The sequence below is a fragment of the Mesorhizobium sp. WSM4898 genome (genome assembly GCF_029625845.1).
In the GTDB taxonomy this organism is placed as follows: domain Bacteria; phylum Pseudomonadota; class Alphaproteobacteria; order Rhizobiales; family Rhizobiaceae; genus Mesorhizobium.
The window spans coordinates 125,126-145,481 of sequence record NZ_JARTVQ010000005.1; the positions used below are offsets into that span (position 1 = coordinate 125,126).

At 60.4% G+C, this 20,356-nt stretch carries 14 protein-coding genes and 1 pseudogene; 5 read left to right on the top strand and 10 right to left on the bottom strand.

The window, feature by feature from the left end; translation table 11 throughout:
• Position 1: 1 nt before the first annotated feature.
• The 7 genes and pseudogenes from P9228_RS22270 to P9228_RS22300 all read right to left on the bottom strand — a co-directional run bounded on the left by P9228_RS22270 (position 2) and on the right by P9228_RS22300 (position 11,116).
• Entirely contained in the window at positions 2–2,434 is a 2,433-nt protein-coding gene (locus tag P9228_RS22270; protein WP_278055645.1) for an AAA family ATPase, read from the bottom strand.
• Complete coding sequence (locus tag P9228_RS22275; protein WP_278055647.1) at positions 2,431–3,030, bottom strand: hypothetical protein; 600 nt, start codon at positions 3,028–3,030, stop codon at positions 2,431–2,433. The genes P9228_RS22270 and P9228_RS22275 overlap by 4 nt, the downstream gene beginning before the upstream one ends.
• The gene (locus tag P9228_RS22280; protein WP_278055649.1) at positions 3,027–4,781 is read right to left on the bottom strand and encodes an SIR2 family protein; all 1,755 of its coding nucleotides are present in this window, start codon (positions 4,779–4,781) and stop codon (positions 3,027–3,029) included. Before P9228_RS22280 ends, P9228_RS22275 begins: the two co-directional genes overlap by 4 nt.
• A gap of 433 nt (positions 4,782–5,214) precedes the next feature.
• Positions 5,215–6,375 carry a hypothetical protein gene (locus tag P9228_RS22285; protein ID WP_278055650.1) on the bottom strand — a complete coding sequence of 387 codons (1,161 nt, stop codon included), beginning with the start codon at positions 6,373–6,375 and terminating at the stop codon, positions 5,215–5,217.
• A 188-nt stretch (positions 6,376–6,563) separates the two neighbouring features.
• Positions 6,564–8,030 carry a helicase-related protein gene (locus P9228_RS22290; protein ID WP_336618919.1) on the bottom strand — a complete coding sequence of 489 codons (1,467 nt, stop codon included), beginning with the start codon at positions 8,028–8,030 and terminating at the stop codon, positions 6,564–6,566.
• A pseudogene (locus tag P9228_RS22295) lies at positions 8,025–8,762 on the bottom strand (BREX system ATP-binding domain-containing protein); the annotation flags it as partial. The pseudogene P9228_RS22295 and the gene P9228_RS22290, both read right to left, overlap by 6 nt.
• Positions 8,759–11,116 carry a TerB N-terminal domain-containing protein gene (locus tag P9228_RS22300; RefSeq protein WP_336618917.1) on the bottom strand — a complete coding sequence of 786 codons (2,358 nt, stop codon included), beginning with the start codon at positions 11,114–11,116 and terminating at the stop codon, positions 8,759–8,761. The pseudogene P9228_RS22295 and the gene P9228_RS22300, both read right to left, overlap by 4 nt.
• Positions 11,117–11,418: 302 nt before the next feature.
• On the opposite strand from P9228_RS22300, the gene P9228_RS22305 reads away from it, so the two are divergent.
• Positions 11,419–14,817: a TM0106 family RecB-like putative nuclease gene (locus tag P9228_RS22305; protein WP_278055654.1), complete on the top strand. Its 3,399-nt coding sequence runs from the start codon at positions 11,419–11,421 to the stop codon at positions 14,815–14,817.
• A 113-nt stretch (positions 14,818–14,930) separates the two neighbouring features.
• Here P9228_RS22305 and P9228_RS22310 read toward each other — a convergent pair whose 3' ends face one another.
• From P9228_RS22310 to P9228_RS22320, 3 genes are read right to left on the bottom strand one after another with little or no spacing between them, the layout of a single operon-like run.
• Entirely contained in the window at positions 14,931–16,337 is a 1,407-nt protein-coding gene (locus P9228_RS22310; RefSeq protein WP_278055655.1) for an exonuclease domain-containing protein, read from the bottom strand.
• A 6-nt stretch (positions 16,338–16,343) separates the two neighbouring features.
• Positions 16,344–16,901, bottom strand: a complete 558-nt coding sequence (locus P9228_RS22315; RefSeq protein WP_278055656.1) for an ImmA/IrrE family metallo-endopeptidase — start codon at positions 16,899–16,901, stop codon at positions 16,344–16,346.
• Positions 16,879–17,238, bottom strand: a complete 360-nt coding sequence (locus tag P9228_RS22320; protein WP_278055658.1) for a helix-turn-helix transcriptional regulator — start codon at positions 17,236–17,238, stop codon at positions 16,879–16,881. Before P9228_RS22320 ends, P9228_RS22315 begins: the two co-directional genes overlap by 23 nt.
• Before the next feature lie 152 nt (positions 17,239–17,390).
• On the opposite strand from P9228_RS22320, the gene P9228_RS22325 reads away from it, so the two are divergent.
• From P9228_RS22325 to P9228_RS22340, 4 genes are read left to right on the top strand one after another with little or no spacing between them, the layout of a single operon-like run.
• Entirely contained in the window at positions 17,391–17,918 is a 528-nt protein-coding gene (locus P9228_RS22325) for a hypothetical protein (protein WP_278055659.1), read from the top strand.
• 7 nt (positions 17,919–17,925) lie between these two features.
• Positions 17,926–18,423, top strand: a complete 498-nt coding sequence (locus P9228_RS22330) for a hypothetical protein (protein ID WP_278055660.1) — start codon at positions 17,926–17,928, stop codon at positions 18,421–18,423.
• 40 nt (positions 18,424–18,463) lie between these two features.
• Complete coding sequence (locus tag P9228_RS22335) at positions 18,464–18,910, top strand: hypothetical protein (RefSeq protein ID WP_278055662.1); 447 nt, start codon at positions 18,464–18,466, stop codon at positions 18,908–18,910.
• A gap of 10 nt (positions 18,911–18,920) precedes the next feature.
• Positions 18,921–20,297, top strand: coding sequence for a hypothetical protein (locus P9228_RS22340; protein WP_278055663.1), 1,377 nt, complete (start codon positions 18,921–18,923; stop codon positions 20,295–20,297).
• Positions 20,298–20,356: the final 59 nt, after the last annotated feature.

Sequence of the window (20,356 nt, forward strand, 5' to 3'; positions counted from 1 at the left end):
GCTACGCCGCCACAGCGTCCACCAAGTAGGTGACTAGGTCAGGCACGATTCGGGTGGATTCTCCCGCTGTCCGACGAAGCTCAAGCGCCAGAAGACGGTCCTTCTCAAATGCGGGACTTAGCTCCAATTTCAGGTAGTCGAAGAGCGTCCGTTCATGCACGGCTATGACTACTTTCGTACCGTGTGCGCGGGAAATCGTTCTCAGCAAAGCCGCGAACTGTGCAATGTGGACCTCGTCCATATTCTGCACCGGATCATCCAGTACCAGCCATGGCAATCTCGTACCGACCGAGAAATGCAACGCGAGGAACAGCGTCAGCGCGGCGGTGTTCAGATTTCCAGCACTGAGCATGGAGCCCGGCGTGCCTCCCTTTTTGCCGTTGCGGTGCACAGTCTCGAGCTTGGCAAAATCCTTAGAATCCGTTTCGGGAACCTTGAATGCAGGCACGAATGGTTCAGTCGGAGCAAGCCGGATGAACAGGTCGCGCCACAACTTGTTGAGCGAGTCGTTGAACACACGCCGCACGATCGACGTTCGGGCACTTTGAGCGGTCTCCCCTAGTATCTTTGCCTGCGCCTTGAGCTTCTCAAGCTCGGCAACAGCCGCCTTCAGTATGACAAGCGTGTCGCGTGCCTTTGAGAGCTCGCCCGAAACAATTGCACGACGTTGATCGATGGATAGAACCGTCTGCAATGATTGCAACGCAACCGACTTTTGCGACTGCAACGCGTTTAGGCGCGTCACATTGGCCTGAACTTGCTCGACCAACGATTTAAGCATTGAGTCGAATGGCTCGTTGGCCAAGTCTTGGCGCGCCAGTTCGTCGGCAATGCGAATAAGCGAGTTGCGTAGATCAGACGCCGAGCGATCTCGCTCTCGGAAACTGGCAAGCCGCCCGCGTAATGACGCCTCGTGCGTAAGCAGCGCCGTGCCGCTCGCGGCCGAAGTGGCCAAGCGGTCCAACGCTACCTTCGCCTCCGACATATTCGCTTGCACCATTATCATGGAAGCTCTGGCATCGTCCGCGATTCGTTGCGATTTCAGCGAGCCAAGTTCGCGACGCAGCTGCGCCAACCGACCACCGGAGGACGACTTTTCGTTCGACAGTTCCGACAGTTTTCCTGCGTCCGCGGTCAACTGCGCGATGGTTTTTTGCAAGTGAACCGAAAGAGGCTCGGTGGGCGATATCTGTGAAAAATCGCGGCCACAAACCGGGCAGTCCTCGGTGTGGACGTGCGGAAGGAGCGCGGCGAGCGCACCCGCAAAGTCACCGGCGTCCTTCGCGACACCCGCCAGCTGACTGTCAATAAGCTGACCGCGCGCCTCTTCCTTCGAGACCGACTCGTTCAGTTCATCTTCGCGTTTTCCGGCGGCGTCGTCCCTATCGAGCAGGCCTTTGATGCGAGTCAATTCGTTAGCGACACGCTGACCGGCAGTCTCGGCCGCCGATGCCGGATCGGTTGACGACCAAGATGGCAAATCCGGGAACGTGGCGCGGAGGGATACGATTACTTCTTCGAGTTGGAAGCCAGTCGAGGCGCGCCAACCATCGGCTGCCTGGACAGCGGCAAGTTCTGCGGCCTCCACGTCGGTCCGCTCGCTGGCCTCCGCATCCTTTGGCAACTTCGCCCAGGCGCTATCGAGCGACCGTAGCTCCGTAAGGCGACGCGTTGCCTCGACAAGACCATTGTCACTCGAAAGAGCTCGAAGACGATCGCCCACGGTTCCGAAGTCAAAAGTATCCGGCGTCTCGCCCGGAAAGAGTGCCGCGAGGGCAACGTTCATTGGGGCAAGAGCTGTTGCCCGGCTTTGGTTCAGCTCGGAAAGCTCTGAGGTGAGCTGAACGATGTCCTGGGCCGTCCGCTCGATCCTCGTCTCGAAGGCCCGGTACTCCGGAACGAGCGTTTTGGTTCGGCTTTTGTGACCAGCATCATGCAGACCGTCTACCAGCGCATCTAGCTGGTTTAATCCAAGCAAATCCTTGACGAACTGCGTAAGCGCGCTTTCGCCATCTTCGACCTTAGACTTTTGGTAGATGTCAAGCAGTCGCCCAAGCATCGACTGGGCCAGATAGCATCGCTCGGCGAAAAACTTCCGATCGCGTGCATCCAGATACGGAGTTCCGGTTAAAACGCCGCCCCCGATGACAAAATTGCCAACCGCCGGCGTCGGCGCGTGTCGTCCCGTGAGGGCGACCTTAGCCTCGCTCGCGCCCTCATGAACGATATGACGAGCAAAGTTCGTGTCGTCGTCGCGCATCGACCTGATGTCGCCGGTAAGGGCCAACTCAAGCGCGGAGAGCAAACTAGTCTTTCCGGTCCCGTTAGGCCCGTGGATCAGAATAATCGGAGCGTCGAGCTGAACGGTGACCGTTCCCGCGATACTGCGGAAATCAGTGACAGATAGCTGGAGGGCATCATCGAGATTGCTCATTCGTCCTCGCCGAGCTTCTTCGCCGCAATCGCGAAAGGAACGGTGAGCCTCCGCTTCAATTCCTGCTGGACAGCCTTAGGGCCCCGCGGCGAAACCTGCAGCACGACGTCCGCGAGCGAATGATCCAGAGTCGTTGGCAGAAGCTTCTTTATTTCGCCAATCGGATCGGCCGCGATCCCCGATTGTGGGGCGATCGGCAGCGGCAATAGAACCGAAAGCCAGTCTTCGAGCACTTCGTCGTCCTTGGTTCCCGTAGGTGTGCCTACTGGCAGAACGCGGCAAACGCGAGCGATCGACTCTAGCGTGTTTTCATCAGGCCGCGGTCCTGTCAGAATCGCCGTTACCGGACGACGCGAGCCTACCACATCCATTGCGCGGCCGAGACCGCCGATCTTCTGGCGCGTTCGCTGAATCTCCTCGTTGATCGTGTCGATAATTACGACCAAGTCAGGATTCTTGTCCTTGCCGATCAACACCGCGGCGAAGTCGAATGGGACATTGCCGATCTTGATCGGTGTGGGGACGCGCCGAAAGGCATTCGATGCTTCTAGGATCGAAACGATCCGCTCGACAGGCGCTTGTGTCGATAAGCTCACAGCGTTGCCTCCTCTTTCAGGCGCGCCAGCAAATGGTCAGCGCCGGTGGCATTCTCCACGAGACTCTTGAAGCTGAATTCACGGCACCCCGACGGGGCATCATCCTTACCTGCCCGACCGTAGGTCGCCGACGGGTTTGTCTGGCGGCGAGGGACTGGCGCGGAGCAAACGGCGACGATCGTGTTCGTGTCACTCTCGTCTAGAACGCCCTCGCCGACTAGCTTCGATACTGTTTCATTGTTTGAAACCACGAAGACCTTCTGCGGGGCAACCGACGCAGGCGTCGAAATGGAGAAGCTTCCAACATCTGGACCACCGACAGGCTGCGTTAGAGTCCATCCCTCAACTGCCGTTCCTAGCCCGACTGCTCCCACAAACATCGCCAGCTCCGGCATGCCGGAGTTCTGAAGATTGGGATCGTTCCCCATTTGGCCAATTGGAACGGTGCCAACAGGCCCATATACCCTGTTGACGAGAGCATGGTTGTCGCCTCTAAACATCGCGAGATTGCGTGTGATGCCCGCGACAAGCCCGTTGACGAAATTGCGCTTGTCGTCACTGCTATCGCCCGCTAACGCGGCGATCAGATCACGTATCTCCATCGCGCCGTCGGCGATTCTCTTCCGCTCTGGCGCGAGGAGCAACGGTGCGTTGGCAAGGCGAATGAAACTAGCCAACTTCTGACTGAGCACGCTTAATACCAGCGCGGACAGGAGTGGCTTGCCATACGCGGGTATTTTCGCGCCTTTCTCGATTTCCTCTTGATGATTGTCGTAGTCGTCCTGATAGACGCTCTTGATCATCGTACCCTGCTCAGCGCCCAATTCGTCGCCGGCAAAAACATAAGCAGGAGGATGAGCGGGCCACGCGCGTTTCAGCATCGCGCGCCCGGCCGAGAAAATATCCTTGATGTTAGAGTCTTGCGCTGACAGCCCGATCATGAGCGTGCGATACGTTACGCTCATGCCGTCGAGTTGATTTTTCATCAGCGCGAACTTCGGGTCGTTCGGCCAGTCCGTGATTTGCTGATCTCTTCCCACGATGTACTCGCGGTACAGCTCCTCGCTTTGCTTAGCACGAACCGCGCAGCCATGAAACTTGTGAAGGTGCGTCCTGCCGTTTGCGCCGGGAATATCATCGGCCCGCACCATGATGGCGACGATATCCTGATTTCCGTTTGTAATAGACGCAGCGGCCTTTTCCACCAACCCATCCCAATTCGCCGACGCCACCTTCGGAATGACTCCTTCAAGTGCAAGCACCGCAATCGCAATATGCTCGCAGTCGGGCTCAAGATTGTCGTTGGCGTAGGTGTTACGAACATCCACGATGTCCCACACCAAGTGATCCGACCGTTTCCCTGCGATCCGCAGGTCCAGAAGCAGCGCATATTTTCCGACCAATCGGTCGACGATGGTGTCAACATTAGGCCACTGCGCGGGCTCAACAGATTGATCGACCCCGACCTTTTCCGCAGTAGTGAGCGCGTAGTCCAAGGCCTTGCTAAGTGCCCGCTTGAACGGACCGTCATCAGCTTCTGCGCGCGCTTCTTTCGACAGGTAGTCGAGGACGCGTCGCGCCACGATGCGCAGATCGGGCACGCGCTCGCGAGATATTCCGGAACCAAGCCAGAGGGCATATTCGCCCTTGGCAACGCCTTCGGCCACCTCGTGAAACTCACCATCCAGTAGTTTCAACGTGTCCAAGACAGAAATATTCGCAGCAGTCTTTTTCTTTATGGCGCTCGACATGAAAGTGCCCCCCGACACATACGATTTCACTCTACTTAAAATACGCGAGCCGGAGCTTGCAAGGCTGGTAAGCGAATAGAGTTATCCGTTCGCCTTACCCAAATTCATCGGACAAAACAAGAACGATCAACCGAAGGCTACCCATTAACCATTCGCCAAGGCTTGTTAATGACCGGACACAGGTCTCCATTTTTACTGAACGAAACGCAACTACCGAGCTAGCGCGGCATTACGGCGCATGACGTCGGTGGCTTTTCTCAATAGTCGACGACTTACTTCGTGCAATATCTAACATCTGCACTTGCCCGATCAAGCGCCATCGACGTCGACTTCAACCGACCAGAATGCCTTTCTGAGCGTCTGTCGCTCAGCGCACAGCTGGCTTTATCAGTGCGGTATGAGGGGTGGGCCAGCGATGGTGTGCAATGGGTATTTACAGTGAGTGCGCGGCCAAATTCATTCCTCCACTAAATCGCGAAGCGCCGATCGGATGCGCGGCCGAAGTGCGTTTACAAACGCGTTTGTCCGCTCCTGAAGCCAGTTCAGGGCCCGTGCCCGGTCTTCTGGATTCTCCAGGTCCTGCACGGGTGTAGTCCTGAGCAATGATTGGCCTGTCGCCCGCAAAATCGATCGTCACCCCTGGACCCAATTCCGCAGCCAACTCCTCTGCCTGAGGGGCCAGGGCCTTCGACGCGCGCTCGCCCACAGAGTTACGGTTGGAAGATAGGTCCAGACCGACGCGGTTGGCGCGCATATCACGGTAGACCGTCAACCAACTCGAACCACCGGGCGCTCCGAACTTGAAGACGATATGGCCGCCAAGGGCAGGTGGCGGCCGCATCTGATCCGGATCGTCGAGATGGAGTCCCGACAGGAAATCTTGCCAGAAGCTCTGCCTGATGGCGTTGCGCCGCTCCCGCCCGGCTCTTCTTTCCGATGTCTCGACGGGACCAGAGGATTCCTCTTCTTCGTCCTCAGACAGAGCGAGGCCATCCGGCAGGGCGATAACGCTCCTCACAATTGTCTGCGTCTTCGCGAGAACACGCGCCACGACGATCCGAGTCCCGTCTGCCAGCTCGTAGATCGGCATTTCGACGAGGCCCAACGTAAAATGAAGGCCGGAATGGCCTTGTAGATACTCCGCGATCGTCTCTACCCCGACGCGAATACCATCACCTACAATCAGGAGCAGGAACCGTCCTCGCCTCAGGTTCAGTGTCAGCGCATCATTGAAGCTGATCTCGTCCACATCGTTTCCTGCTGCCCGCACCAGATCGAGGAGGACATTTCCTTCTCTGCCTACTCTTCGGCTGGTCTCGCGTTGCAGGTCGGATGAGGTCCACAGCGCTAGTTCCTTCGCATAGTCGAGAATCTGCCCAACTACCTCCCGCCTGCCTTCTGGGTTGCGCCAAAGCTTGCACTCAGCGAGCACTGGCAGGCCTGTAGGCGTGACCATGAAGTTGTCGATTGGACCAGCCGGCGTCGAAAGCTCTCGGCAAATGGGTACCGGATTAGCGAATAACGGATCGATCTCGGCGATGGGCAGGCAGGATGGAAAGCGATGAATGAGGTCCTGGATCGCCGCCTCGGTCACGCCATGTCCCCCTCGGCCAAGCTCGAGGAGCCTTGCAGTCACTACCGAAGCTCCATCGCCGGAGATAACCAGAGGCGTTGAATGCTGCCTCGCCATGCGTCATTCCTCCTGTTTAGGGTGCGGCTGAACCGCATTTGCCCGGCGGTCCGATTGCCTCGCTTTGCAACAATTTCTTCTCCAAGCACCGCTTAGCCTCGCGGATTGAGTAGTTCGGTCGCGACAGCGCCGATCTCTTTCCCTATGTTCGCGCGCGCCTTGGCCCACAGCCTTCTCAAGAGTGGTTCAGGGACCATACCGTCGAACCTCGCTGTCTCGAGGTTCTCGACGAACTCCGAAATGGACTGAATATCCGGTGGGCGTTCAGCTACTTGACGAAGGACCGCCTCGGCTTCTGAAGGCGTAGTCTCCAGAACTGTCACGCCGACGTCGTGCACCGCGCATTCAAGGCCCGCCGAAACCAACGTGAAGGCGAGAACTGCATTGGCTTCGGTACCTCTCCAGGTCAGGATGTGCGTATCCTTCCCCGCCGGCAGGAATCTGGTCCGCTGCAGCCCGAGCTCCAGATAGGCTTCCCTCCCCTGCCCCAGGAAGTCGGCGGCGGCCATGTCGAGATAGGCTGGAACGTCGTCACCTTCCAGGACCGCTCGCATCTCGGACGAAAGCCTGTCGTGTACAGGTTCGCTCATCACGTTGTCGAACTGAGGAATCTTTCCGGACCGATGCCGCTCGACCTCGAGCACCTTGCTGCGGTCGTCCACCGATGCGATGCGCCAGCGCTGCCCGGCGAACGCGATTACCACTCCAACGGCGACCGGGTTCGAGATCGGGATGGCGCCAAGCGTCCGCCCGCCGCAGACGATCCGCCACTCCTCGTCCGTCGAAAACACGGCGTAGAAGTCGCGGCCAGCCGTAAGCCGCTCCCCGATTTCGCCGAGCATGACCGTACCATCCGGCGCCTGCTCCAGCAGCCGGTTGTCTGCCGAAGCCATGCCGCGCAGCAGCTCGATGTAATCGTCCTTTCCCAACACGGAAAGCGGGCCAGCCGAGCATATCGTCTCGAAAAGACGATCAGCGCGTAGTCCGCCCTCCTGAGCGATCAAGGAAACAGTCTGGTGAAGCGCGACGGTCGCAACGGCGTCGACGATGGATGGTGGTTCCACGAACTTGGCGACGAGCAGGCGCACCGCGGCAACGGCACGCACCGTCTCCAGTCTCAGGTGGTCGAGTGGGTCGGAATCCTGTCCAAGATTTCGTTCTCGCACATACACGCGAAGGATTGCAGGAACGCCGCGCCGCCGGCCACTGCGCCCCAGACGTTGGCGAAGCGACGCGAGCGACCGCGGCGCCCCAACCTGGGCCACGGACTTGATGGATCCGATATCGATGCCGAGTTCCAGCGTCGTCGTCGCGACCTCTGTCGTGGGTAGGTTGGACTGCTTCAGCCTGTCTTCGAGCTCCTCCCGCAATTCCTTCGAGAGGCTGCCATGATGGGGAAAGAACTCGTTCGGAACACCGCCATTTTCGGATCGCGTCCGCAGCCTGTCTGCCAGGGCCTCCACGCGCCTGCGCGACCCGGCGAATACAAGGTTGTTCGCTCCGCGAAGCGTCGCGAACATATGGTCGGCGATGAGGTCGAGCGCGACTGGCTTCACCATTTCGTCGAAGACGACGAACAGCCCGGCGTATCCTGCAAGCTTCACGAACGCTGCCAGCAGCTTGAGGGAATCATAGAGGTTGTCGTCATCGATGATGTTTCGGACGCCAAGCGCCTGGCGCGCCTCCGTCTTCGTGGAGTATTCCCCGCGCAGCCACCGGAGGGCCGAGGCCTTGAGAACCTCGTCGCCCTCTTCGCTTCCTTTCCAGTACGCCTTCAGGACCGTCGCGTAGTCATAGCCGCCGACGTGTTCCTGCAGGTGCGCGAGACGCTGGTCGATGATGCTCTCGACCGGCACGCCCGCTTGTCCCGCCTCCTGGATGCAGTCCGTCACGAAGCGCTCGACCACGCTCGGCAGTGCGCCGCCGTCGGGCCGGGTCCGCGTCGCCATGTTCCGGACGGCTTCGGCATAGAGTCCCCTCGCCTGGCCTGCCGTCGCATGAATCCTGCGGTCGGGCGCAAGGTCGGCGTGGATCGTGACGCATTTGCGCTCGAGTGCGACCAGGCGCACGAGGTTCAGGAAGAAGGTCTTGCCGGCACCGTATTCGCCGATCACGAAACGGATCGCCGCGCCACCGTCGCAGATGCGGTCGATATCCCGGACCAACGCTCCCACCTCGGCGGCACGGCCGACCTGCACATGACGAAGTCCCGTCTTGGGGACGACTCCGGCGGCGAGCGCCTGCAGAATGGCGTCGCGATCGCGCGTCTTGATAGTCGTCACGGTCGTCATGCTTCCACCCTCGCTTGCTGCAGCTTGTCCCTGAGATGCTCGCCGACTGAAACGCGCTCGTCGCTATCGACTATAGGTTCGTCGAACCTGTCGAAACCCCATTCGTTTATCGTTTCGATCGCTCCGTCGGGCAACAGCCGAAGCTTCCGTGCCTCGTCTTCGAACTCTTGCCGGTCAAGTTCGCCGCTCTCGGCCAGAAGGCTCAGCAATTTGGCGTGAGCGCCATCGAGACCGGCGAACTTCCCTTCCGCAGCTACAGGTTCCCTGATTTGAGGGGGAGAGGCTGGCGGCTCCTCTTCGATGAAGATGCCCGCGAGAAGCTCCGACACGGCCGTGGTCTCCGATTTGATCCGCTCCAGGCGACCGCGATCTATCCTGACACCGCCCGAGGGAGGTGCAGGAGGCTGCGCCGGGATCGGAATGCCGATCGCACGCGTCTCCGGAGCGACGGCGACGGGCTCGTCCAGCGCGACCGACCCGCGATGGAGGGCGGAATACAGATCCTCCACCGGGTAGCCGAGCGCCTTGTACAGCCGCTCGAGGAACTTCACCTCGTCAGGGGCCGCGTGGCCATCCGCCAGGACGGCCGACGTGGCCGATCGGACGGCGCTGGCGCGGGCATCCGCACCGATGCTGCCCAATTTCTTGATGGCGGATTGCTGCGCCGCCGGGTCCCTGAGAAGCGTGCTGGCGTACGCCATCAGCCTGCCGCGCTCGACGCCTCCCACGCCTGGAAACGAACGGATGTCCGCCTTGATCGATTCGAATTCGCTGGGCTCGACCTTTCCATCGGAAACGGCCGCCAGTGCCGCCACCTCTACCATCGCCCTGGCGGCAGCATAGGCGGAGAACTCGCCGTCCACGGGAGCCCCTTCCTTCGCCTTGAACAGCAGAATGTAGCCGTCGGCTTCCAAGCCGCGCGAGCCGTACCTGCGGTCCGGCTCGAAGCCAACATCCAGCTTGTCCATCAAGGCGCCGATCTGGTTGCATAGGACTGCGCCGAGTTTTCCCTTGGGCGGGATTTCCATTCCCAGGGCTTGCGCCAGCCGCGTCACCTTGACCCCGGCGATCCTGTGATCGCCAAAAAGATCGTCAACGCGCTTGAGCGCTGCGGCTCCGGTCCTCGAGCCGGACATCAGAATCTCCTTGGGCAAGAGGAAAGCGGCCTCAACGGTATCCTTGGCCTCAGGTTTCTTTCCAAGAAGACGGCTGTAAGCGGCAAGCTCGTCTGTACACGCGTTGAGAAGGTCTCTCAGTCCATCGATTGGCGCGGAAAGGGCAGCGACGTCGGGAAGCGGTCCGAGCTCGCTATCCGACAGGTCCACCCTGCCCCCGAAGCCTCCGCTCGCCGCCCGGTATTCGACTTTGATCTTCGTCCTCGGCGAATTGACCTTCAGCCCGTCCGGATACCGCGACGCGAACCGCACATGCCAGAGTTCGGCGAGTTCCTCGAAGCATCTAGCTGCAGGCTTACGGAGCTGCGTGTCCGGAAGGGACAATACCCACAGAAGCGCATCAGTGCTGTCGAAAGGAAGCTTGGAACCTAGCTTTCGTCCGAGATGCAGCCTTACGGACAACGGCATCTCGTAGCCGCTCCTCAAATCTGGCGAGAGTGCCGGCCGGGAGATATCCGGGTTCGCCATCAAATCCGCCACGTCCAGGAACTTCGAAACGTAGCCCTTGAAGGAGTAGTTCTCGCCATGGAGCGCAAGAAGGCGCCGGACCTCCGCTGCCATCGCCGGCGCCTCGTTCCTGGCCTCGTCGACGAAGAGACGACGTTCGAGGCCATAGAAGAATATGAAGACGTAGCCTATGCCGATCGAAGGATCGTTCCTGCTTCCTGCAAGCCATTCGAGATACGTCCGGCGCGCCCCGGGGGAGATCGATTGGTATGATGGCCAGTAGGGCAACGTCCTGCCTTCGGGATCACCTCTTACGGAGCCGACGTGGCATGTTGGATCAACCAGGCAGTTCTCGGCACCGGATTTTCCGGCGAAGGACGCGCCGAGATAGAACATGCCCGAGTTGATTGAGACTCCCGCCACCCGAACGCTTTCTCCGGAAGCTATCCATTTTGCCGGAGCCTTCGACTGACGACCGCTATCGCCTGCGAGCATGCTGGGCGTGACCGGGCGCCGCTCCCACTGATTGCTTCCTTCGGTGAAACGCCCGCCAGGATGAGATCGCGGGTCCTGCCAAGGCTGCTGCGGCGACGCAATCCGTTCGCTCGTCGGCGCAGACCGGTCCTGCACAGATCGGTGTGAGCGCTGCGGCGCCTCTTCTGCGAGACTTTGCTTGCGTCCTAGATAGATCAGCCACGCAACCAACGCCGCGCCGATCAGGAACCATTCCATAGTCGTCCCCCCGGACCCTCAGGATATTCCGTTGACATCATGGCATGGTCTGCGGGTATCGGACAATCTTCGAACAAAGATTGCCGCCCACAGCAAACAACTTCGATGACGAAGAGCACCTTCCTTGGTCATCGCCGCTAAAGAGAGCCGGACAATAGGGTTGCGTGGCGGCCATGCGAGCACCACTCATCCCATTATCTTGCGGCGCCGGGTGCCGCTAGACGGCGAAAGTTCTCCCGCAGAGTTTATTAACGGCAGCGAATGGAAATAGGCTGCGGCAGCAGAAATGGGGGGACACTGGTATGCAGGTAGTTGCGGGCGAACTGCGCCTTAGTGCGAGCGACTTGGTAGGGCATCTAAGTTGCCATCATCTGAGCGTTCTTGACCGAGCTGTCGCACAGGGACAGCTCGTAAAGCCAATCTACTGGGACCCGCAGCTGGAGGTCCTCCGGGAGCGCGGAGCCGTGCATGAACGGAACTTCGTGCAGCATTTGACCGACAGCGGATTGGAGACAACGCGGATCGACGGCGTCGATATCTCTGACACGGCCGTTGCAGCGACCCTCCAGTCGATGGCATCCGGCACCGAGGTCATCGTGCAAGGCGCATTGCGTCATGGCCGCTGGGGCGGCCGGGCCGACGTCCTGCGGCGTGTCGAGAAGCCAAGCAATCTCGGCGCCTGGTCGTATGAGGCGCTCGATACGAAGCTCGCACGGGAGACGAAGGCCGGAACGGTGCTTCAGCTCTGCCTCTATTCGGACCTGCTGGATCACGCGCAAGGCCTTGCGCCGGATCATATGCATGTAGTCGCCCCTTGGTCCGACTTCATGCCGCAGACGTTCCGCTTCGCCGACTACGCAGCCTACTATCGGCAGGTGAAGCGTCGCTTCGAGCAGTCGCTGGAGCAAGAGAATGCTCCGGCCACGTATCCCGACCCGACCCCGCACTGCGACGTTTGCCGCTGGCATGACACTTGCGATCGCAAGAGGCGGGAGGACGACCACCCCTGCCTGATTGCCGGCGTGACGAAAGTCCAGATCAACGAATTCGCGCAGCACGGCGCCTCGACGATGGCTGGCATCGCAGCGCTCGCCCTTCCCTTTCCCTGGCGTCCTGAACGCGGGTCGGTCGGCTCGTATGGTCGTGTGCGGGAACAGGCGCGCATACAGGTCGAGGCGCGGGAAACCGGGGCGCGAAGATTCGAGATGCTTGAGATCGAACCCGGGTTCGGGCTCGCACGTCTGCCTGAACCTTCCGCCGGCGACATCTTCCTGGACCTCGAAGGAGATCCATTCGTGGGAGAGCACGGCCTCGAATACCTCTTTGGCTACCTGTTCAACGACGGTCAGGGCCAAAGCGTTTACCGCGGCGAATGGGCGTTAAGCCGCGCCGAAGAAAGGCAAGCGTTCGAGCGGTTCGTCGATTTCGTCATGGCGCGCTGGGAGACGTATCCGGACCTGCACATCTACCATTACGCGCCCTATGAGCAGGCAGCCCTCGAGCGCTTGATGGGAAAGTACGGCACGCGAGAAGACGAAATCGACCGGATGCTGCGCGCGGAGCTCTTCGTCGACCTCTATTCAGTCGTTCGGCATGCCGTTCGTGCCAGCGTCGAGAGTTACTCCATCAAGCGTCTCGAACCTTTCTATGGCTTCGCAAGGCAGGTGTCGCTGCCGGACGCGAACAGCGCGCTCACGAACTTCCAGGCCAATCTCGAGCTCGGCGACGTCGCATCCGTCAGCGAAGCGACCCTCGAGACAGTGCGCGGCTACAATGAAGACGACTGCCTCTCGACGGCCGCCCTCCGCTCATGGCTCGAGGATCGGCGGGCAGAATTCATCGCCGCCGGCGTGGATGTCCCACGGCCCGCAGGCGGTGATGATGGTGCCCCGAACGAGAACGTCGCTGCCTGGCTTGCGCGCATCGCTCCCGTTATCGAGCAGCTTCTGCAAGGCATCCCCGACGATCCTGCCGATCGCTCGGAAGAGCAGCAGGCGCGTTGGTTGCTGGCCAATCTGCTGGATTGGCATCGGCGGGAACTCAAGGCTGCATGGTGGGAGCTCTTTCGCCTTGCTGCGGTGTCCGCCGAAGAGTTGCTCGACGAGCGGGCGGGGCTGTCAGGCCTTACATTCGTCGGGGAAGCCGGCGGAACGGCTCGCGCGCCCATCCATCGCTACAGTTACCCAAAGCAGGAGACCTCACTTCGCGGCGGCGAAGACCTCCGCAATTGCGGCGGCGACAAGTTCGGAAAGGTTGAAGCTATTTCGCTTGAAGAACGGACCGTCGATATCAAGAAGCGCCAGGACACCGCCACCGTTCATCCTGAAGCAGTTTTCGCGCATAAAGTCGTCGGCGCCGAGGTCATTGCGGAGGCTCTCCTCCGCATCGGAGAACATGTCGTGGCGAACGGAGTTGAAGGCCCCGGCCCGTACCAGGCGGCGCGAGATTTGCTGTTAAGGCGCCCGCCTCCCATCGGTGACCACTCTGTGAGGGAGGCAGGAGAGAGCACGCTTGATGCCGCGTTACGACTGGCGGAGCATCTCGGCGAAGGCGTCCTCCCCGTGCAGGGACCGCCGGGCGCTGGGAAGACCTTTACAGCAGCGCGAATGATCTGCGCCCTCGTCCGACAGGGCAAGACAGTCGGGATCACCGCGAACAGCCACAAGGTCATCCGGAACCTCATCGACAAGGTCATTGAGGAAGCGGACAGTCTCGGCGTCGATCTCCAGTGCTGTCACAAGGCCGATGAAGAAGACGAACAACAGCATCGGCTGACGTTTGCCCGCCGGAGTGAAGACCTAATCGCGGCCATGGGCCACGACGTGAACGTTGGCGGTGGGACGGCCTGGCTCTGGTCTCGTCCCGACGCATTTGAAGGGGTCGATGTGATCTTCGTCGACGAGGCGGCACAGATGGCCCTCCCCAACGTGCTCGCCGTCTCGCAGGCAGCGAAGACGCTTGTCCTCGTGGGTGATCCTCAGCAGCTCGACCAGCCGATCCAGGGCAGCCACCCTGACGGGTGCGACGTATCCGCCCTCCACCACATCCTCGATGGCGCCCAAACCATCCCGCCAGATCGCGGCCTGTTCCTCGACGAAACATGGCGGCTTCACCCCGACATCTGCGGTTTCACGTCCGAGCTCTTCTACGCAGGGGAACTCCATCCGCGCGAAGGGCTAGGGAGCCAGTTAATCGGTGGCGAGACACCCATGTCCGGCGCCGGCCTCCGATGGATGCCCGTTGCGCACAATGGCAACCAGAGCAATTCGCCGGAAGAAGCTGAGGCGATCGCGGACCTGGTGAACGAAGTCATTGCGGCGGGCGTTAGCTGGACGGATCGCGAAGGGGCCAGTCGCCCGTTGACTCTCGATGACATCCTCATAATCGCGCCTTTCAATGCGCAGGTTTTTGAGATCCAGAAGCGCCTGCCAGGTGCCCGGGTCGGTACGGTGGACAAGTTTCAGGGGCAGGAGGCGCCGATCGCCATTTATTCCACCGCGACCTCAAGTCCCGCCGACGCGCCGCGCGGCATGGAGTTCCTGTACAGTCTCAACCGTTTGAATGTGGCAACGTCCCGGGCGAAATGCGTATGCGTTCTGGTGTCGTCGCCTATGCTTTTCCAAGCCGAGTGCCGAACACCTCGCCAGATGCAGCTTGCCAATGCGCTTTGCCGCTACCTAGAGCTCGCAAGGCCAATTTGACCTCGTCGCAACTAGGCGGGAGAGATTGCATGGGCATTATTAGCGTCGGTACATATGGCTGAGGCTCGGACCAGCACCTAGTGACTGAGCAGAATAGCGGTATGGTTGTAAATCTACGCCGCGACGGACGCTAGACTGTCACGCCAGCCGACAAGGTGGGCCCGATGGGACTGGAGATGTGCCAAATCGCCAGGGCCTGCGAGGGCAATCATGGAGTCAGCGAGTTCTATCGCCGCCGGCAGCGTCAGCCACGGGCAAGGCGCCTCAAGGCCAAGTACCCGATTACGATGGCGGACTGCGTGAAAGGCTCGCCGCTCGGTGCTCAGTGCACCGGGACTTTCCAAGTAAATCAATTCTTCGCCAAGAAAACAAAGCCGTCCGTCCTGAAGCGCGGATAGGATTGCGTAGCGTTTCTCCCACGGAGCAGCGTGGAACTGCTCCAGTACGGCGACATCATTATCGGCCGTAAAGGCGTCGAATATCTGCTGCTCGACATGGGGCGATGGCGGGTAGATCGGCAGAGACGCATCTCTCGCAGCCACCAGCCTGGCGGTCAGACCGGGATCATCGCGCAGGCGTCGCACTCTGAGCTCCAACTCCGCATCATCTAGTGCCCGCGCCTCGGTGCCCGCTGGTGCGTCTTCAACAGCGAACAGGACCGGGCAGCCATTCACCTTGAGCTTCTTTACCGGGCGCGGGAGGGTGGCAAGCCGCTCGACAAGCTCTTCGTCCGAGAGCGCGGCAAACTCTGCAGGATCGAACTGGAGATCAAAGGCGTAATGAATATTCCTGTCGCGAACTGATATCCCGATCCGGGTCACGAGCCACGTGTAGGCCTTGCCCTTGTAGAACTCCGCCAGCCCGAAAATCTGTTCGTCGTGTATATGCTGAAGAACTGCCGATTTCTGCGCGAAGCGCATAAAGTCGTTCCAGACTGCGGGCGCCTCGTTCATGAGAATGCGCGCGACATGCAGGGTCGCGTCAAGATCTGCACGGGCATTGTGAGCGTTGAGATTGTTGTATCCGTTGGCACGGGCGAGGTCGCCAAGCTTGAACACAGGCGCTCCGTAGTCACCGGTATTGAGCCGTAGAGCACCCGGCGCAAGGAGGTGGGCAGCGCGCGCGAGCTTCAGAAGATCGGTTCGCGAATTGCCGTCCATCACCGTCAGGTAGGGGCGATGCAGCGTCTTGTAGAAGGCGGCGCGCAGGATATTTTCATCCAGCCCGAGATTGTTGAAACCCATGAACATCGATCTGCCCCAGCCGCGAAGCCGGGAGTTGATCGACTGCATCATCTGGTAGTGCGACGGCAGTGACGGGTCGGTCAGGTGGGAGGGCTTGAGGCCGTTGACCTTCATGGCCTCCGGACTTGGCACGACGTGAGGTAATAGCCGGCTCTGGAGCTGGAACTCGTCGACGATATGCAGATCATGGTCGGTCTTGATCGCGGCGAACTGCAATATCTGATCGAACTGCCAGTTCGTCCCGGTCGTCTCGGTGTCGTAGAATACGAAGGCCATGAGACCTCAATTCGTCGCTGACAAACTCTTCAGTCGGTATTCCATCATCGATTTGCTGACGCGGAACTTTCGCGCCAGCTCGTCCAGCGGGCTCTCGTCGTCTATGTCCGCCGAGGCGAGGCGACCATCGAGGGTCTTTTGCAGTAACGTATGCGGAACCAGGAGTGCCGCGGCGAAACGGTTGGCCTGGATTTCGATCGGCTGCGTGCCGAGCGAGGACCGGTGATCGCGGTTGAACACCAGCAGCGGCACTTCATATTCCTTGTCGACGTGAACCTCGCTGGACAACAGTTCGCGGTGCAGTTCGAGATGCCCGCACTCATGGGCGATTGTGAACCGCTGCCGATTGACATGGTGGAGTGCGTTGACCCCGATGATCGGCGTCCCATCCTTGATGTAGATCATCCCTGAAAGCTCGTCATCGAGCGGCGAGTATCGGACAAGGGCGCCGAGGCCCTTGGCTATCTTGTCGACGGGTATGGGCGCTGTATCTCCCAGTTTGAATCTTTCGAGAACGGCCGCCGCCGCTTTTTCTGGCTGGTCAGCGCTTGTTCTGCTTGGCACCTGTCTCTCCCTCTGCTGGCACTATTGGCTTGTCCGCGAGCATCTGCGCGAGTTGTGCGCGCTGGCTCGCGCTGAGCTGCTGCGAGAACTTCATGTCGTTCTGCCCAACCACCGGCCTTGCGGGCCTCGGCAGAAGGTCGGGCGGCTCCAAGCCAAGCGCCGAGGCGAAGGCGAAGAGTTGATGCACCAGCAGCTTCTGCCTGCCGCTCTCGATGTTTGCCAATGATGTTCTTGAGAGTCCGACGAGCGGCGCAAGCTTTTCCTGCGTCAGATTCTGCTTTTTGCGGCGCTGGCGGATCAGGCCGCCGATCTCTCGATATACCCAATCGTGGTTCATGACTTGTTCTAAATGCAAACCGACAAAATGTCAACGTCACCAACATTGTTTGCATAACAGACATTATAAATGTTTGTATTTGACGCATTTTGGAATCGACGCTATGGTTGTCGCCGTGGGGATGGCCCTGCGACGAATCCAAGGAGAGCAAAATGGCTTTCGATATTTTTGTTCATGCGCACGGACGCGATCCCGTGGTGGCCTCCGTCGAAGACACGGATAAGCTAGCTGACGTGCTGGAGCGGCTGGGGCTTGGCGACAAGGAGTCTGCCGATGCGCCGGTATTTGTCGGCGAGAGCGAAGATGTCCTGAAGGATATCGAAGCGGAGGATGCCGAGGACACGGTCGAGGCCATCGACAAGAAGAAGTCGATCGGCGAACTCGGCCTTACCAAGCACCGCCATGTTCATTTGGCGCGCTGCACGCGCGTGAAAGTGGAGGTGAATTACGGCGCGAAGACTAAGCACCGCAAGGTTGCCCCCTCCACGACGGTGAATACGCTGACGAACTGGGCGCGCAAGGCGTTCAAGCTCGATCCGGCTTCGGCTGCCGAGTACGTGCTGCAGATCACCGGCACCACGACGCAGCCCCGTGGCGATACCCATATCGGCGAACTGACGACTGCACCGGTTTGCGCGGTGTCGTTTGACCTCATCAAGGAAGTGACGCCTCAGGGCTGAGGTCGAGATGACGCCGGATCAGAAGCTGTTCAACATTGATCTTAAGGACGCCGGGTTTCGTACCGGCGTCCTCGCCGGGCGCTGGGGCATTGCCGAGGAAGAGGTTCTGCCGGAGGGGATGACATGGCCGCGTGCCTGTTTCTGGCTTCAGGCGGCTGAACGTCCGGGCGCACCGACACGCTACCACATCATGATCGACGTTGCCGGATACCGGGCGGTTTCTCCAACCGGGTCTTTCTGGGACCCGGTAGCAAAAACCATGCTGCCGAAAGGCATGTTCCCCAAGGGGCGGCCAGGATCGCGGTTCGCCCAGGTTTATCGGACCGACTGGGAGCCCGGCCTGTGCAAGGCCTTTTACCACCCTTACGACCGCTTCACCCTGAGCTCGCACGGCGACTGGACCACCACCATACCGCACCTCGCATGGAAGGACCGGAACACGATCACTGACTATCTCGACGAATTTCAGACGCTGCTGGTGGGGGAAGACTATATCGGCCAGTAACGCAGGCGCGAGACGCATCAATATCAGCGTGTGGACCTGGATGTGGCTGGTACTCGGGCTGCGCAGTCGCGGCCAAGGCCGTCGTGAAAGCGGAGCGTTTCTGTTAGGCAAATGGAATGGTTCAACCGGCAGGGTGAAGCGGGTCGTGTTCTATGACGACCTCGACCCGAACGCCTACCAGCACGGGATCATCACGTTTCACGGCCACGGCCTTGCCGCGTTGTGGGCAATCTGCCGGAACACCGGCCTCGAAGTTCTCGCCGACTGCCACACCCACGGCAACCAGAACACGGGGCAGAGCGTGACTGACCAGCGCAACCCAATGATCCCCGAAGTCGGTCATGTCGCACTCATCTTTCCGCACTTCGCGCACATGGCTCCTTGGACGGCGCGGGGAGTCGGTGTGCATCAGTACCTCGGCAGCTTCCGGTGGTGCCGTCACGACAAGGACGGACTGTCGGATCGCATCCGTCTTTTGCTTTGGTAGGAGGCCAGCAATGGCACAGGGCATCTCGCGCATCTCCAAGTTGCTGGTCGACCGCAATGGCGACGATCCCGAAAACGTGCTTGCGCGTCGGCGTGGGTTCACCGTCACTCTTCGTCTCGGCGAAGACGTCGCCGGTTCACGCTCGCTGCAGTTGGCAGCACTGACAGCCGCCCGCCTCGCCGTGCGTTGCTTTCCGGGCGCAGTGCGCATCGAGGCCCCACAGAAGGTGTTGGATGCCGTGGCCGTCGTCGGCGTGGTTGGAAAGCCCCCGTTGCGCGAGGCGCTGAATGCCGAGGTCGGCAAGAACGGCTGGAAAGCCGGAAGCACCGGGCACGTCCTCCTCATTGGCGATGCCATGCATGACGGATTGGCGACCCGCATCACGTTCGATGGCTGGGCCGCTGCTGCTGGACCGGCATCGTTGTTGAGCCGGTATGCGGAGCGGGAACACTGCTCCCTTGCGCCAGTCCTTGCAGCAGCGCTGTCGGTATCGGAAGTGTTTCTCGCTTTCGCCCGCCTTGATCTGCAAGCCGGGCGGCGGGTCATCGGGATGTCGCTGTGGCGACCGGACCTTTCGCCTACTGACCCGGACGCCGTCGGGCCCGGTGTCACTTTTCTGCCGAGGAAGGCATGGCTTCTGGGCCTCGGGCATCTTGGCAACGCATATCTGTGGGCCATCTCAACGCTGCCCTACGCGCGACCGCAGGATCTCCTGCTGTATCTGCTCGATTTTGATAAAGTCGAACTCGCGAACACGGAGACGGGCGTCCTCTTCCGTCGTCGACACATCGGTCAACTGAAGACGCGCGTATGCGCAGGCTGGCTCGAGGACATGGGCATCGAGACGCGCTTGATCGAGCGCCATGTCGATGAGCATCTTCGCAGGCGCGACGATGAGCCCGCGCTCGCGTTCAGCGGATTCGACAACAACGAGGCGCGCCATCAGTTGGTCGGCGCAGGGTTCGGCCGCGTGGTGGATAGCGGGCTTGGCGGGACTGCGACCAATTTCGACTCAATTAGCCTGCGAACCTGGCCGAACGCCCGCCGCCCAGACGATATTTGGCCGTTGGTCTCGGGCGCGGAACAGCAAGCAATCAATGCGGCGATTGAGAAGGCGGCAGAAGCCAACCCCGGGTACCGCCGCCTAAAGCGCCAGGCCTGCGGCCTGATCCAGCACGCGGGAAAGTCGGTGGCGGTGCCGTTCGTAGGGATGACTGCAGCAACGATGGTTTTGGCCGATGCCCTCAGGGTGCTGCACGATGGAGGCAGGATCGAGAACCTCAAAGTGCGGCTGGGGGCGATTGCCAGTGGTATTGACGTGACCTGGTCGCAGTACAACGGCGACGACCTTGCCGCCGTCGCCTACACCGACGCCAGGTCCATCTGACGCGACCTCGGTCCACGTGATTGAAATACCTTGCTCTCGGGTCCGCGTCGGCGTTGCGC

Coding starts and splice junctions, on each gene's coding strand:
- P9228_RS22320 (WP_278055658.1), bottom strand. CDS start 17,238: ATGAACCACGATTGGGTATATCGAGAGATCGGCGGCCTGATCCGCCAG.
- P9228_RS22335 (WP_278055662.1), top strand. CDS start 18,464: ATGTGGCTGGTACTCGGGCTGCGCAGTCGCGGCCAAGGCCGTCGTGAA.
- P9228_RS22280 (WP_278055649.1), bottom strand. CDS start 4,781: ATGTCGAGCGCCATAAAGAAAAAGACTGCTGCGAATATTTCTGTCTTG.
- P9228_RS22290 (WP_336618919.1), bottom strand. CDS start 8,030: ATGGTGAAGCCAGTCGCGCTCGACCTCATCGCCGACCATATGTTCGCG.
- P9228_RS22340 (WP_278055663.1), top strand. CDS start 18,921: ATGGCACAGGGCATCTCGCGCATCTCCAAGTTGCTGGTCGACCGCAAT.
- P9228_RS22300 (WP_336618917.1), bottom strand. CDS start 11,116: ATGGAATGGTTCCTGATCGGCGCGGCGTTGGTTGCGTGGCTGATCTAT.
- P9228_RS22330 (WP_278055660.1), top strand. CDS start 17,926: ATGACGCCGGATCAGAAGCTGTTCAACATTGATCTTAAGGACGCCGGG.
- P9228_RS22325 (WP_278055659.1), top strand. CDS start 17,391: ATGGCTTTCGATATTTTTGTTCATGCGCACGGACGCGATCCCGTGGTG.
- P9228_RS22305 (WP_278055654.1), top strand. CDS start 11,419: ATGCAGGTAGTTGCGGGCGAACTGCGCCTTAGTGCGAGCGACTTGGTA.
- P9228_RS22270 (WP_278055645.1), bottom strand. CDS start 2,434: ATGAGCAATCTCGATGATGCCCTCCAGCTATCTGTCACTGATTTCCGC.
- P9228_RS22310 (WP_278055655.1), bottom strand. CDS start 16,337: ATGGCCTTCGTATTCTACGACACCGAGACGACCGGGACGAACTGGCAG.